At 40.5% G+C, this 15,406-nt stretch carries 12 protein-coding genes; 4 read left to right on the plus strand and 8 right to left on the minus strand.

Annotated elements, in window-relative coordinates; all coding sequences use genetic code 11:
• Positions 1–62: 62 nt before the first annotated feature.
• From ABDD94_RS15275 to ABDD94_RS15290, 4 genes are all read right to left on the minus strand, one after another.
• The gene (locus tag ABDD94_RS15275; protein ID WP_345952990.1) at positions 63–1,562 is read right to left on the minus strand and encodes a TlpA disulfide reductase family protein; all 1,500 of its coding nucleotides are present in this window, start codon (positions 1,560–1,562) and stop codon (positions 63–65) included.
• Positions 1,563–1,572: 10 nt separating this feature from the next.
• Positions 1,573–2,973, minus strand: a complete 1,401-nt coding sequence (locus ABDD94_RS15280) for a RagB/SusD family nutrient uptake outer membrane protein (protein ID WP_345952991.1) — start codon at positions 2,971–2,973, stop codon at positions 1,573–1,575.
• An 11-nt stretch (positions 2,974–2,984) separates the two neighbouring features.
• Complete coding sequence (locus tag ABDD94_RS15285) at positions 2,985–6,197, minus strand: SusC/RagA family TonB-linked outer membrane protein (protein ID WP_345952992.1); 3,213 nt, start codon at positions 6,195–6,197, stop codon at positions 2,985–2,987.
• 192 nt (positions 6,198–6,389) lie between these two features.
• The gene (locus ABDD94_RS15290; protein WP_345952993.1) at positions 6,390–6,674 is read right to left on the minus strand and encodes a hypothetical protein; all 285 of its coding nucleotides are present in this window, start codon (positions 6,672–6,674) and stop codon (positions 6,390–6,392) included.
• Positions 6,675–6,971: 297 nt separating this feature from the next.
• On the opposite strand from ABDD94_RS15290, the gene ABDD94_RS15295 reads away from it, so the two are divergent.
• The 3 genes from ABDD94_RS15295 to ABDD94_RS15305 all read left to right on the plus strand — a co-directional run bounded on the left by ABDD94_RS15295 (position 6,972) and on the right by ABDD94_RS15305 (position 9,557).
• Positions 6,972–7,226 (plus strand): helix-turn-helix transcriptional regulator, encoded by a 255-nt coding sequence (locus tag ABDD94_RS15295; protein WP_352432872.1) that lies wholly within the window; start codon positions 6,972–6,974, stop codon positions 7,224–7,226.
• A gap of 690 nt (positions 7,227–7,916) precedes the next feature.
• A complete protein-coding gene (locus ABDD94_RS15300; protein ID WP_345952994.1) occupies positions 7,917–9,047 on the plus strand; it encodes a hypothetical protein in 1,131 nt (376 codons plus the stop codon).
• Positions 9,048–9,152: 105 nt separating this feature from the next.
• Positions 9,153–9,557, plus strand: coding sequence for a hypothetical protein (locus ABDD94_RS15305; RefSeq protein ID WP_345952995.1), 405 nt, complete (start codon positions 9,153–9,155; stop codon positions 9,555–9,557).
• A 260-nt stretch (positions 9,558–9,817) separates the two neighbouring features.
• Here the strand turns inward: ABDD94_RS15305 and ABDD94_RS15310 are convergent, their stop codons facing one another.
• Together ABDD94_RS15310 and ABDD94_RS15315 are read right to left on the minus strand one after the other, a co-directional pair.
• Positions 9,818–10,147 (minus strand): phage antirepressor KilAC domain-containing protein, encoded by a 330-nt coding sequence (locus tag ABDD94_RS15310; protein WP_345952996.1) that lies wholly within the window; start codon positions 10,145–10,147, stop codon positions 9,818–9,820.
• 208 nt (positions 10,148–10,355) lie between these two features.
• Entirely contained in the window at positions 10,356–11,867 is a 1,512-nt protein-coding gene (locus ABDD94_RS15315; RefSeq protein WP_345952997.1) for a hypothetical protein, read from the minus strand.
• Between the two features lie 212 nt (positions 11,868–12,079).
• On the opposite strand from ABDD94_RS15315, the gene ABDD94_RS15320 reads away from it, so the two are divergent.
• The gene (locus tag ABDD94_RS15320) at positions 12,080–14,473 is read left to right on the plus strand and encodes a hypothetical protein (protein WP_345952998.1); all 2,394 of its coding nucleotides are present in this window, start codon (positions 12,080–12,082) and stop codon (positions 14,471–14,473) included.
• A gap of 135 nt (positions 14,474–14,608) precedes the next feature.
• Here the strand turns inward: ABDD94_RS15320 and ABDD94_RS15325 are convergent, their stop codons facing one another.
• Entirely contained in the window at positions 14,609–15,052 is a 444-nt protein-coding gene (locus tag ABDD94_RS15325) for a PIN domain-containing protein (RefSeq protein WP_345952999.1), read from the minus strand.
• Positions 15,030–15,404, minus strand: a complete 375-nt coding sequence (locus ABDD94_RS15330) for a hypothetical protein (protein ID WP_345953000.1) — start codon at positions 15,402–15,404, stop codon at positions 15,030–15,032. The genes ABDD94_RS15325 and ABDD94_RS15330 overlap by 23 nt, the downstream gene beginning before the upstream one ends.
• Positions 15,405–15,406 lie beyond the last annotated feature (2 nt).

Genomic DNA, 15,406 nt, shown 5'->3' on the forward strand with positions numbered 1-15,406 from the left:
GATCATGATTTGTGATATACCCCCTATATTTTAACGGCTATTTATCGCGCACTTAAAATTGCTTAAATTTTCAGGAGGGCATTTATCCTTTTTGTCAATTCTTCAGCAGTCAGTGAACTGGGATCGCCAAAAAGGACAATATTTCCTTGACGGTCTATCAGTACTGGCTGGGGATAGGACCTGACTTTGTAGTGCTGGATTACCGGATCCTGGTCCCCCACATTTCCGGTGCTAAGATTACACACCTCAGTCGAGGTATATTTCAGGCTTTTAATACTTCCCAGCCAGATTCGCTTACTCCTATCCACATTAATCGCAATAAAGGCTACATTTGGATTGTTGTGAAATCGTTTTTCGACCTTGGACAGGTGATCTGAAAAATACTTCACGCACATACCACAACCGGTAAACCAGAAATCCAGGAAGATAACCTTGCCTTTGAAATCACTTAAGGAACGCTTGAGCCCTTTATCATCGTAAAGTGTGAAATTATAAGCTGGTACACCAGTTAGATGGGTTTGGTATTTGGCTAAAAAGCTCGCGTACACTTTGTCGGTTACTTGGTTCACCGCATTTTCGTAGATCTTATTGTAGTTGACGATATGGTAATTATATAAGTTAAAGAAGAGGCAGATGATCCGCTCTTTAAAAATCCCCTGGTAGTTACTTGGTAACACCTCATAGAGTTCGTCATAATCTACTTCCGCCTTATTTTGTCGAAGTTTTTCAAGATAGAGCCGGTACTGCAGATAATACGTGGATAAAATCTTGCTTCTTGCAGTTAATGGCGGTTCCAGATCAGCTTCCAGCATGGAAAAACTTGCATAAAAGTTGCTCCGCTTTACGGAATCCAGCTTGCTGACTTTAGATTTGAGCAGCCTCACCTTGGTGATCTGCACAGACGAAACCCAGTCTGTTTGAAGCAGATCATGGGCAACGGTGCTCATTTCCCCGGCTTGATTTTGTATGTATGCTATACCGGACCTAACCTGCCGGCTTAAGGTGTTGGAAACATTATAGCTGCCGTCTGCATGAATATAATTGCTAACCCTGAAATGGACCATCGTATCCAACACGATACGGGTACTGTACTTTACCGATCCGGTACCGGAAAATTTCAGATCATAATCGAAAATATTATTGAAAGCCGGCTGGGCATTAATCCTATTGATCGACAGGTGAATATCATCCCCTCTTTCTGCAAAGGCATTACTCAATATCGTAAAATCAAAAAATGTCGCTAATTTCTTCGGATTGTTCACCTTAATAATTCCCAGATTGAAGTAGTTAACCTCATCCTTCACCGGAAATTCAAACGGGTATTCCCCCTGTCTATCTTTTACGACTTTGTAAATCCGCGTTTCCCCAACGGACACATCGAACAGCGCCTTATCGAATACCTGCAAAGCAAGGGTATCGGACGGAGCAGCATCAGCGCAGGTAATACGTATTTTGGCCATCTCGCCAGGATGGTTGGAAGCAAGATCAGGATAGGCGTAAGCAGCGGTCAGGCCCGGCAACAAAAAGGCTAAGGCCATTGATAGTCTTAAAATCAGGTTCATGTTGAAATGGTTATCTTGGGTTCTGTTGTATATTGTTGACCGTAACTTCCTCGTTTGGGATAGGCAGTGTATAGCGGTTTTCATTGGGCAGTAGTTGAATAGTTTTGTTATTCGTCGTCCTGGACAGGGTCACAGCAAACGGTGGCTCCAGATTGAGCCTGCGAAGGTCTTCCCAGCGTAGATTGCCCGTATAGGGCATTTCTTTGCGTCGTTCCTCGATAATTTTCAGGATCAGACCCACTTGGTCTATTGTACTATAAGGCTTAAACGAAGAGGTGGCATACCGATTTTTCAAAAGCAGGTTGAGATCCTTCAGCGCATCGTTCAACTGACCAGACCGGGCCAGGCATTCCGCACGAATGAGGTACAGCTCATCTGTGGCGATGCCGTCAAAGTTGTAGGACTGGGCGGAATAACTGCCTTTAAAAATACTTCTGGCTGTAGCATCCAATGTGTAGAACATCGCCTTCCGCAGGTCGTTGCTTTCATATTTACTTAAAAGTGATGGCGATACCCTGGCCCTGGCAGTCGTGGATGACCACACCGTGGAAGTACCATAGGTCATGGTATAGAAGATAATCTCCGGATGTCCTTTAGCATAAGTAGGAAATGGATTCGTTGCAACCATGGGAAGGGTATTATAGTCGAGTAAGGCACCGTAGCTTTTCAAGGCATTATCGGCATAGATTAAGGCATTGTTATAATCCTGCATCGCCAGATAGACCTTTGCCAGCAAAGCGTTTGCGGCAACCGATGACGGCCGCGTTCTGTATTGGGGCGTTTCCGGAAGTAACAAAACTGCTTCTTTCAGGTCGTTGATAATTTGCTGGTAGGTTTGGGATACGGTTCCCCTACCCGGTTTTTCATCGACATTCGAACTTAACTTCAATGGTATTCCGGGACCTGAATTATCCTTTTGTGACTGATATGGTGCACAAAACAATTGTGCCAATCTATAGTGGCCAAAAGCACGGTAAAACAGCGCTGACCCTTTGATATTGTTGTAGGACTGGCTGACAGATCCGGTCTGGTCGGGTAATCCGTCCAGAACGATATTCGCGTAAGCGATTTGCTGATAGTTGAATGTCCAGTCGTTACACCGCTGACCTTCCAGGAGGTCCGCTGCCCATAAATAAGCATTTTTTGAAATCGGGTCCAAGGCATTCAAGGTAGCATCATCGATAACGATGTTGTCGGTGCCGACTAGCCCCAGGATTGACCCGTAAGAGTTCATGACTTGTGCGTTATCCAGGACCGCTTGCAGGTCTGATAGCGACTTTGGCGTAACCTGTCTCTTGTTACTTTTCACATCAAGCCAATCCTCCTGCTTACAGCCGGAGATCATCAACAAGGATAGGGCAAAGATCAAGCAGGCCTGATGAATTGTGTAACCAATACTAAGATATTTCATGTTCTGGTGTATTAGAAGATTGCGTTAAAACCCAATGATAAGGTGAATGGAACAGGAAGTGAATGAGAATAGGGTGAGATCGCCGGGTCGATGTTGCTCTTATTAGCCCGCCAGAGAATCCCAAGATTAGAGGCGTAGGCGAAGACGGAAAGTTGCCTGAATGAGCGCATCAACATTTTATGTCTAGCGAGGTCATAACTCAACCTGACATCCTGCAATCGGATATGGTCCCCTTTTTCTACTAATGCCGAGGAATACTGATAGAAAAGATTTCGGTTCGTATTAGCCGGATACACGACCGACGGCACAGACGTATTCACTTCGTCTCCGCCCTTTTGCCAGCGACGAAGATAATCAACGTGTACACCATAATTGGAGGAGATTAAGTCACCCAGATTTAGTGAAGTTGATGGTCTCCGGAAATAAAACCCCGTCTCGTAAGTGATCAGAAAGGACAGGTTAAAGTTGGCAAAAGAAAGATCATTACGCAACGAGCCATACAAGACCGGGCGGGCAGAACCGTGATAAATGAGGCTATCTGGCATGAAATTGTTAACGATGCCCGAATAATTTTTACTTACCTGCCCGTTCAAAACCCCGAGCGGATCGCCGTTAACCGGATCAAGTCCTTTCCAATCATAGCTGAAAATACTATATAGCGACCTGCCCACGACCGGCACTCCCCCACTGACCTGGAAGCTGGTACTCGTAGGGGTGGCATTATAGGAAACGACTTTATCCTTCTGATAATTGAGCAGTAAGGTTGTGTTCCAGTGCAATGCCCCTGTTAAATTTCTGGAGGTCAGGCTCAGGTCCAGCCCTTTAGTGCTCGTGCTGGCTGAATTGCCAAAATAGCTGGTGAAGCCGGAAGAAGCAGTAAGCGGTACATTTTCAATCAGGTCTTCCCCTTTTTTAAGGTACAGGTCAACTGTGCCCGAGAGGCGGTTGCTTTTAGTGGCAAAATCAATTCCAAAATTCGAGTTTTTGACGCGTTCCCAGCTGAGCGAAGGATTAGGTGCGGTCAAGGAAACGATGGAAGTGGCTCCCGTCAACGAATTGGCCGAATAGTTACCGGTCACATATGCCGATCCATTATAAACGTTTCCATTGAAGCCGTACGAGAACCTGAACTTCAACTTCGGCAACCAGTCACTGTTGTAAAACGATTCTTTGCTGATGTCATAGGCGGCGCCGGCGGACCAAAGGGGTGTCACTCTCTGATTAGTGCGGACCCCGAAGATATTTGCACCGTCCTTTCTGGCACTTACAGAAAGGGTATAAATGCTATTGAAATTATAGGCTGCATTTGCAAAATAGGAGATGTACCTATTTTCCGTTCCCGAAACGGTTCCATCTACGGCAGGAATGCGTGAGGTACCGGTGGGGTTGACCACCAAAAAATCGGCATAATTGATTAGGCCGGCAGAGGTACCGAACTCGTCATCATAACCATATGAGGTGCGGTTAAAGCCGGAGTTGGTGGTTTGCCGGATCTCGGTCCCGGCAATGGCAGTAACGTTATGAACCTTACTGATGGTTTTGTCTATGCTGAGCACGCCCCTGAAATTGTGGGAATAGAGGTTGTGATTGCCAATGTCCAAGATCCCTCCTACCGGCACCTGATAGGTAGCCGCACGTGTGGTCGGGTTAATGATGGTGAACCGGTTGATCTGGTTCCTGGCGGCATAAGTCTGAACGTTCTGGTAATTATAAGGATCCACCTGCTGCCGCTCGCTTTGATATTGCAGGTCTGCTGCCAGGAACGGCCTGATTTTGTAACGGGCGCCTATCCTAAAGGTAAGATCCTGTACCTTGGTATAATTGCTGGCCAGGGACAACTCGTCCAAGGGACGATATTGCCAATCCAGAAAGCCATTGGCCATCGCTCCCGACGCATAAGCAGGGTTGTAATCTTTGACGACGGATAAGTGGTTGCCCTCATCATCAGTAAATCTGGCGTATGGGTACAGTCCTGAAAACGGCGTTCCTACACTAACACCCGAACCCCAGGAAAAACTGTTATTAACGTCCGTCCGGTTCTGACTATAATTCAGCCCGGTGGTCAGTTGTAGGTTTTTGAAGGGTTCGTAGATGTTTAAGGCATTAACAGTTACACGGCTGAATTCATTTCGGGATAATCGATCCTCGTTATTATCGTACCCGACAGAAAGGGAGTAGGAATTGTTGTTACCGCCGCCACGGATATTGGCGGCATATTGCTGCTTTAGGGACGATCGGTATAGGTACTTCTCATAATCGTTCCGAACGTCATAAGCGCTTAACGCATTGATCTGGTTGTTTAATTCGAGCTCGGTGATCGCACCTGTATTCCGTTGGTTTAAAAAATAAACAACCGGTGAAAGTGGCGATTTAGCTAGATTATTTAGATAAGAGTTAAAAAATCCTTTTTTAAAGAGATCGGTTTCGACCGCGATATAATCTAAAGTTGGCAAAAAGTTTTGGTCATACCGCAAATTAGGTTTGTTTTGACGTGTCACGTTTGCGGTAACCTCAACGGTTAACGGTTGGCTTTTCATACCTTTCTTCGTGGTCAGAACAATCACACCGTTACCTGCCCTTGCGCCCCAAATACTTGCGGCAGCAGCATCTTTCAATATCGTGATGCTCTCAATATCGTTGGGATTGATGTTGCTGATGTTTCCCTCGTAAGGAAAGTTATCGATCACGATCAGCGGATCGCGGCTGACGTTGGGCGACAAGGTACTTTCCCCCCGGATATTGATGCCCAAGTTACGGTCGTAGGGTGTCCGGGAGATGGTATTGGTGGTTTGTCCATTAAAGCGCAGGCCGCTGGCAATGCCATTCAATCGCTCGAGAATATTAACGCCGGGGCTGCGGTTAATGAGTGTTCGGTCAACCTGTACAAAGGAGCCGGTAGCTCTCTCTTTGGGTAAGGTCTGGTAACCGGTGGAGACCATGACGGCTGCTAAGATCGCAGAATCCGGTTGCAGGAATATCTCAAAAGGTCGCTTAGTTGTCTGGTCGTATCTAAAATTAACGGTTCGATAGCCAACGAAAGAAACACTCAGCACACCCGCCCTTGAGGTAGGTATCAAGCTAAATTGTCCGTCTGCCCCGGTGTTAGCAGTACTGCCATTTTGTAGCTTAACCGTAGCGCCTTGTAAAGGGGCTTTGTTAACGATGTCTGCCACTTTCCCGGAAATGGGCGGCAGCCTTTGCGCCGTTGCCCTCAGCAAGAACATACAACATAAGATGTTAATAATAAGTGTTTTGTAAACAATGATTTGTTTGGGGAATTGACATAGCAATCCCCTCACGCATTTTTTGGTGTTCATTTTTATACGTTATAAAGTTTTGGATTTATGTTTTGAGTTGTATAGGGCAGGCCTGACTACTCCGGTGGGGAGATGAGCAGTCGCCAGGTCAAAACATGCTTAAGATTCATGATTTGAGTCCTCCGGTGATTTAGGGTTCGATTCGCTGGCTTGATGCTCAAGGTACGCAGCGTCGACCAATTCGTTCAATTGGTCGAAAAATAGGGCTAATTCCTGGTCTGAGACCTCTGCCTTGATTGTACAGTCCTTCAATGCCCAGCATTGAAAGACCTTCCAAAACAATAGTTTGGCAGAGTCAGGCGTGTGTTTCCTGAAGAAAGTAGCCATCACCTCCTTAAGAGGCGGTCCTGAAGAAAAACTGTTATTGGTTAATATCGCTTCCATACTTCAAGAACTAAAGTTGGCCGCATAAAAACGCCATAGGCGTGGACTCAACTCATCGACTTGGGGCACGTGAGAAGGCCTTGCACGACAAGCGAGCCCACACCTATGGCGTGGGCATTCACTTACCGTCTCGTGCAGGGAAATTTCTCACGTTTTCAAGTCGAGACAAAAGCGACTGCTTAAATCTTTAGATATTAAGTATCGCAAAACAAATATAAATAAAATTTAGATTGTATACCCGTAGGTATACAAATTTTATAAAATAACTTTTCATCTTGATGCCTTAATCAAATACGGTTGGATCACCTTCAAAAATTACAGGAAGCATTTGGGAACCATTTGAGAAAGCTTCGCGAAGATCGCGGACTTTCCTTACGAGATTTGGCGACAAGATCTGATTTACATTATAATAAAATTGGCCAAATCGAATTAGGAAAGACTAACTTAAAATTATCGTCAATTATTGCGTTAGCCGAGGGACTGGAGATTGAGCCAAAAGAATTACTCAATTTTAATTTTCAACTTACAATATCAGAGAAAGTAGCTCATTAAATACATAAATGATTTTTGCTTAAATTGGGCAAATCAACTTATCTATATCCAGAACTAAAGCGATTCGCTTTCCTGTGAATCGAAGTTAAAAAAGCTTAAAAATGTATGGGGTATACTGATTCTACTTAATTCATTAAGATAGCAGTACCTTATACAACAATTTACTATATGGAACTGGTTCGAGTCTTATTCTGACTACCGAATATAATTGTAAGCAATCTATCATGGTAGCCCCAACAGGACTATTATCGAACCGCTTGGTGGCCGATTTGCAAATCTGCGCTGCTATTTGATGGGGTTTAGAGGCCAGCCTGAGGAGGCTATGTCCATATTAAGATATCCAAAGGCTGGGCATTTTTTCAGCCGTATTTATGTATGAAATGACTTTTAGCACTTACAAAAACCTACCTTAGACATTTAGAAACCAGCTAATTGGAGAAGAGTTGACGGCCAATGATAATAAGATATGTCGCATTTGAAACGTAAGCAATCTGATCTAGGTATCGCACAAGCTGAACTCGAAGCTATCTTAGTCTGCTTACAAACCTTTATGGTGAAGCCTGGCTGGAAACAAAGGGAACCAATCCGATCCAGTTGCTATGGCAGCGGAACGACGAACTCGCTACATCGGAATTATTTAGTTTAGGCTTTTCCATAAGGACACTAATTGAGAAAGACCGGAAATGGACTTTGCAGCAGGTTAAGGCTACAAAGTTCGGTGATAAAATAAATAGGCAAGGTGCTCTTTTTGAACTTTGTGGACTATTGATTTTAGACGGAAACGAACATTATGTTTTGCCAGCAAAAGACAATCAGCCAGGTTTTGATGGCGTTTTGACAATTAGTGCTCAACAGCAAATGCGTATTTCTATCAAAAATTATGGAATTTCCGAACGCCATCGGATCTTCCTGACAAAAGCCTCGATTTTAGAGCAGGACATTGTAAGATTATTGAAAAAATATAATTATCCGCCTGCCACGGTGATGATAGATAGTCCGGTGGTGTATCCTGAAAAGAAAGAATGGGAGTTATTGGATAAGCAACTCGAGAATATTTTTGCAATTAAGCGAAATGATTCCGAACCATTTACGGCTATAACTGAGGGGGTGAACGTTTTCTGGACAATTATTATTCATAAAACAGCTGATACTGGGATGAAGTACCATCCTTCTTTTAATACTTACACTGCAATCATCACCTCCGCGTATCACCCAAACGAACATTTGAATTTATTCAATAAGCTTGAAGACGCCTGCGCTAACTTGGTCAAACATTCAAGGGCTGAAAGCGAAGAATTAATCAACTCATTATTGCTGCACCTGCCTGTGTCTGCATCTCTTGAAAAATGTGAAGAATGGATAAAGGATTTTTTTATAGCTTATCCCGAAAAGCCGATTACGATGGTTATGCTTTATCAGCCAGCCGTTGCATTGGATATAACTACAAATGTCACGCTCATTCAACATAGCTACCGGATTTATGTAAACAATGAAAAATTTGGTCGATGGAATACGGCTGCCACTAATTTTACTTTTACGATACCTATCGGAAGGGTGTCCACCTCGCCTACAATTGACATGATCGTTGCAGAATATCCAAACGGTGAAAGAAATACTATTAGTGTTAACCACCGATATTTTTATCAGCGGGGCCAACATTATTTGCGAATGGAACCTGACGGCAAAGGCGGTTTTGTAGGGAATATTCAAAAATTGGGTTCAGGCATGTTCACCAATGTAGTGGTAGAGGTCCCTGGACAGCCAGGACAGGCGGTTATCGGTGGGAAATTTGCTCCTACCGATGATTTACTAATCTTGTAAACAATAAAGTTGCGCTGTTCTAATATAGAAAGATGCTCCTCAACTGAAACTTTGTGAACCTTTTGAGTATCATTTGAATATATAAATGCAAATAACCAGTGTATTATGAAAATTTATTCATCTGAACAACTTGCCGTGAATGTAATGGCAAACGCACATCGCAAATACCCAGACGCCAATGGAATTTATGAAAAATTTAAAACGGGGTTAAAAAGGAAAGCTCAGGCATTGATCAGCCAAAAACTTTTGCCCGTTGAACTCGAAAGCAAAGGCCGGGTGCTAGCTAGTATGGCCTATAGTCAGTTTCGCCGCTTTCCAGCTGAGGCTATCGAACTAAATTTAAGCCGAGCCTTACTAAATGAAGCTGAAAGGTCGGGTATTAATTTGGAAGACCACCAGGCTTATTTCGACGGTATAGCCGACGATATGGTCAAAGCTGCTATTAAGCAGATTTACAAGCCTTATAAAGATGAAGTGAACAAGTTTAAATCGAAGTTGCGCAAAAGATGAATTGAAACTATTTTTAATGAGACGTTTTGTTTAATACCTCTACTCAAGATTTTTCTACTGTCAAATTTTAAGAAAATCATCTGATAGTAAAGCAGCGCCGCTCACCGAAGTAGTGCTAACTTGCGGCTTGGAAAATGGCCCTGGCTGGAAGGATTTCGACCCAATAATTGATAATCTTAGAGTTTTGAGCGATGTAACTTGAACTGTTAAAGTGTAAATAAGGCGAAACTGCTCATCGTTTCGCCTTATGTAATTATACTTTAATTTTGCACTTTCGGCTCGTTCGAGAAATTGTTTTTTAAAGATTGCTTAATCGCATCGATACCTAAATCTGAAACCAACGTTACAACAGATTTAAACAATAATTGACCATATTTACCACGTACATCTTTAATGGTTACTTTAAATAAGGCTCTATCAATATAAATTTGATAGGGAATATTGTCATCCATTAAGAAGCCTTGTTCCCTAAGGTATTTAAATAATTTTGTACGGCCCATTTGAGCATTTACTAATTTCGCTGCAGTTTTCATATCATACCAATTTTGGTAAGCAGCTCTCTGATTTTGAATAAAACTTAAATTTTGCATAAAATAAAGAGTCGTTTTTTTTCGTGCCAATAGAGCACCCGACGCTCGACTCATATGCAACTAATCCGCCATCGCGAAAATGGCAGCAAAGCTTATAAGCTATACAACAGTTAAAGAATCTTCCAATGACAGCACGGCAGCTACAGGGACATTTAAAAAAAGGTAGATTATTAAATTTATGTAAGCTTTCCCTTAAGCTTAAGCTATCCTATAATGTCTTCCCGTCGGCCATTTTACTGACAAGTTCATCTATCATCTTTTTTTGAGGAGTTAGCTTTCCTTCTTTCACGCTTTTAAGGCTTTGTGGCCAATTACTTAGAGCTTTCCCTTTCGGATCTTTGAAAATGTATTCAATTTTCCTCAAAAACACCGCTGACCCGTATTGGCAATCCAATAATCCCTTATCTTCAAGCAGTTTGAAGAGATATAGTAAGGTGACTTTATTTACTACACTACCACTTTTCGGCTTATCTATCCATTTAAAGCCTAACGCCGATGGTGGATTGCCACCATCAAATGCTTGTGAAAAAATGGTAAGTTCTACATTGTCTATAAATATAGTATTTAGTCCGTCATGCAAAACAGTGGTAAGACGGGCTGCAGATGCTGGATCCTTCCAAAGGAAAACACCAGGCCTTGGTGCTGATATTTGTAAAATTGCTGGAGACTCTTTAAGTTGGTAAAGTTTGGAGTCTTTTAAGCATGCTGATAATAACTCATCGTCTTCTGGATTAGGGCAGAAGCTTTTGTATTTTTCATAGCAATACTTTATTAATCCCCTAATTGGCTTTAGTACGTCGGTGTATTTCAGTAATGAAGTAGTTCGATCATACGTTCCTAATAGATATCTTAGTTTATCTAAGGTGAGTTTGAAAAAAAACACTGTTGCTTCTTCATTTAGCAAGCCATTTACATGCTGATCTATCAAAGTTTTACATTTCAAAAATTCCTTGCTTAGCTGATTGAGTAGAACATCACTAAACTTTTGCGTATAAGTTTCCCATTCTCCGGTTAAGGGATCGATATCGCCAAAAGTTTTAGTTTCAGTATTTGGATCGTAAGATAGGTGCTCATATCCGTCATAATCTTCCTCACTTGGCTTAAAACTGTTCCTTAATTGGATAATACCACTATTGCAGATTAAAAACTCAAAGCGGCATAACGGGTTCTCTTTTGTCGCCTCATTAGGGTCAGTTATCATATTAGGTGGTAAAGGAAAATCAACTTGATTTGAAGCCTTGACATTATCCCGTAGACCTTCCAAAAAATACTTAAACTTAAAATTATACATATCAAGCGCTTTAAGAAATTCTTGCGCATCTATATTGCCAAGGGTCTTAATCTTAAATATTTCGTCGTCTGAAATATCAATGAAGCTAAACTCTGAATGTTCGACAACGCCACCTGTATTTTTTGACAGCATTTTCGCCGTTAATTCTAATTCAGTCAAATGGCGAGTGATAAAGTCAAGTTTTTTTGCTCTCTCGTAGTTTTGAAATAATGCAACTTCAATCTCTTCACTTGCAAGCTTAAATGATACAGCTAAAGACTTTTTGTACTTATCACTGCGTTCAAAGTAATTAAATCTAATATCCTCTTGTAGGCCACCACTCACAGGGTTAGGTTCTGTTTTAAGAGTTAAATTAGCTTGTTGAGTAAGATCTAAAAATTCGCGAAAATGATACCCCAACTTTTGTCCTTCGTTATAAAATGATGTCATTCAATTGTTTTAGATAAGGTTCTTCTTTCCACACTATATACCTAAGCAACCAGGTATAACTAACATTGCTAAAATCTGCGTCAAATAGAATCCTAACGCAATTGATTTTGGGCATATCGTTAAACCGTTAATATTACAAATGACATAGCCTATATTCTACACTGACTTAATTTATTTAATGAAAGATAAGACTTTTATATTATTTTTCCAGAATGAAACTTTTTGACCGGTTGCAGAATGCAACAAGCGAGGAAGACGTTAAAGACATTTATATAAAAGCCTTAGGACTGAAAGAATATCAAAAAAACTTAATAGATATTCAGACAAAAGAAATATGGTTCGAGGCTAAGCAAAACTCAAAGCTATCAAGCTATGAAATGTTCACTCAGTTAATGCACTACGTACAAGATGCACTTAACAAGGGCGATTATATTCCACCTTTTTTGGTTGTAATGGATACTAGGAAAGCAGCTATAATGAAAAGCGTTGATGTTCTGCCTTTTTTAGCCAAAAAAACGATAAAATGGGGTAAGTCTGCAAGCGGTTATACACAAGATGCTTTAGATGCAATATCTGCTCATATAGGAACGCATTTTGTTTCATTCAAAATTGAGACTCATGAAGATGAGTTTATAAGCACAGTCAAAAACGCCATTAAAAATGGTGATATTATTAGAACACCTATTACCCCAGATAACCTCAAACAAGTATTTGATAAATGGGTATCAATGATTGGTAGAGAAATAAAAGGGGTAGCAGAAGAAAATTACGCTTTGCTGTTTTTTGCGGATATCATGCACGATGGAACAATTTCAACACATCAAAATTTACCAGCTGAACTCTTACATAAGAATGGTGCTCCTGTATTTAATTTAGGTAACATCAATTATGAATTAGGAAATAAAGAAGGATATCGACAGTTTTGGGCCATTTACAACAAACCACCTAAGGCCGAGTACCGAAACTATTTGCTGGAAAGACGTGATACATTAATCGCTTTAGATGAACGTAGTTTCAAAGGTGCTTATTACACACCCTTAGTTGTCGTTGATAAGGCATATGACAAATTAGAAGAAAGTTTGGGAGTTAATTGGCAGCGAAATTATGTTGTTTGGGATATGTGTTGTGGAGTCGGAAACCTTGAAGTCAAGCATAGCAATCCACGCAATATTTATATGAGTACTTTGGATCAAGCCGACATTGATGTTATGAAAGCAACGAAGACCTGCGTTGCAGCGCAAAGATTTCAATATGATTACTTGAACGATGACATCAATGAGTTTGGAGAAATTGACTACAACATAAGTAATAAAGTCCCATTCGGGCTGCGACAAGCAATTGCTGAAGGTAAAAAAATCTTGGTATTAATAAATCCTCCGTATGCAGAAGCGGCTAATTCTCTAGGAAACGAAGCTAAAACAGATGTTGCTGCCACAAAGGTGGGTAGATTGATGAATAAGACAGCATATGGTTATGCAGCTAGAGAATTATTTATACAATTTGTCGCCCGTATAACAAAGGAGATTCCGAACGCAACATTGGCAATGTTTAGTACGCTTAAGTATGTAAACTCACCAAATTTTGAAAAATTCCGACAAGTTTGGAATGCTGAATATTTGGGTGGCTTCATTGTACACAGCAAAGTATTTGAAGGTTTAAAAGGGAATTTTCCAATAGGGTTTTTAATTTGGAAAACAAGTCAAATTGGATTGGCAAAAAAGTCAATTATAGACATCTCTGTTGAAGTATTGGATAAAAATGCAGTAGCTATAGGTGAAAAACATTTCTACAACTTCCCAAACATTCATTTGTTAACTAATTGGATAGGCCGACAAAAACCTAACAACATAGAGGCCATCCCATTAATTAACGCTGTAACACCTACTACGCAAATCAAGGGGGTAAGACGTACGACTTGGGCAGACAATGCAATTGGCCACATGTTATCAGATAGTAATGACTTACAAAATGCTCTTCATACCGGACTATTTTCCTCAGTCCATAGCATAGGTCATAAAGGTGGCTTTTTTGTCACAACAGAAAATCTTTGGCAATCGGCGGTTATATTTTGCGTTCGTCGTCTCATTAAACCAACTTGGTTAAATGATCGAGATCAATTTTTACAACCGACAAAACCGTTATCGACAGAATTTAAGAACGATTGTTTAGTTTGGATGCTCTTTAACGGAAGTAACCTTACTGCAAGCGCAGATGATCTTGATTGGAATGGCCGGAAATGGTCGATTGTTAATCACTTTATTCCATACACTGAAAGTGAGGTAAACTCTCCTGATAGATTCGAATCAGATTTCATGGTCGAATTTATGAGAGACTTGCAGTTTTCGAGCGAAGCCAGTAGTGTTTTAGATCAAGGAAAAAAACTTTGGCAGGCTTACTTTGATTATGTCGATGTTAGAAGTGTAAGAGATAAATTAAAATTAAATAGACCTGACGTTGGATGGTATCAAATAAGAAAAGCATTACAATCACGGAATGCAAGCGGAGATTTCCCTACGGTTAGTTTTGCTGATTTTGAAGTAGTATATAAGTTGCTTTCGGAAAAGTTACGGCCACTTGTTTATGAATATGGATTTCTTAAAAGTTAGCAGGGTAAACTTTCGTTAGCAACAATGGGGATTCTATATTAAAAATAATTCAAGATGATTAAAAAAAAATAATGTTTCCTAACACTATTTAAATGATTTGTTCATGCACAAGCTAAAAGGACTCCAAAAGCAGCTCTAAAAGAAGTGTGCAATTTCTTTAGTTTTATTTAAATAGGACTGAATTTTTCCATCTTTTGTTATTAATGGAACTTCCATTTGTAGTGCTGATGATAAAATTATCTTATCGTGATTTTCAATTTTAATGCCGTAGTCATTAATTCTGCTGAAGACCTCTACGACCTCTTCTTCGATCCCCTTAATTTCTACATCGGAGTTATCTATGAGGGGTTTTAATATTGTGTACTTAAACTCCTCCGATCTTTCGTCTGTTCTAAGTTGTTTTTCAAATACTTCAATTAAAACAATGCTCGGAATAATTAGCTTATAATTTGGAAAATCTGGGCTTAGACATTTATCAATTATATTTGAAGCTCTAGCAGATAAAATTCGCTTTTCACCAAAGAAGGCATTGAAATAATTTATAAATCCGACGGTATCAATAACGAAAAGTTGATGCATAATTGTTGTCAGAAAAGTCTTGTTGGACGTGTATCAAAATTTCTTCGAGATTCATAGTCATTTTAGATCTACTATAACTAAATAGATACTCTATAAAATCTCTATTAAATTCTTGATAATCATAATTGCCAGTTTCAGTTAATCTATAGTATAAATTTATTTCATCTCCAGTATAATCGCCACTGTTTATTCGCCGTTGCAAAAATGAAGTAAAAAAGTAGTTTATCAGCGTTACTTTAAAATCCCAGCTGCCTGCTCCTTCAATTACTGCATTTAAGTCTTCGTCTTCTATAGGATCCGTTGCATTATTTTCAATAAATTTAAAAAAAACTTCTAATTTATTTTTATCCAAGC

Origin of the sequence: Mucilaginibacter sp. PAMB04168 (assembly GCF_039634365.2) — a bacterium.
Classification (GTDB): Bacteria; Bacteroidota; Bacteroidia; order Sphingobacteriales; family Sphingobacteriaceae; genus Mucilaginibacter.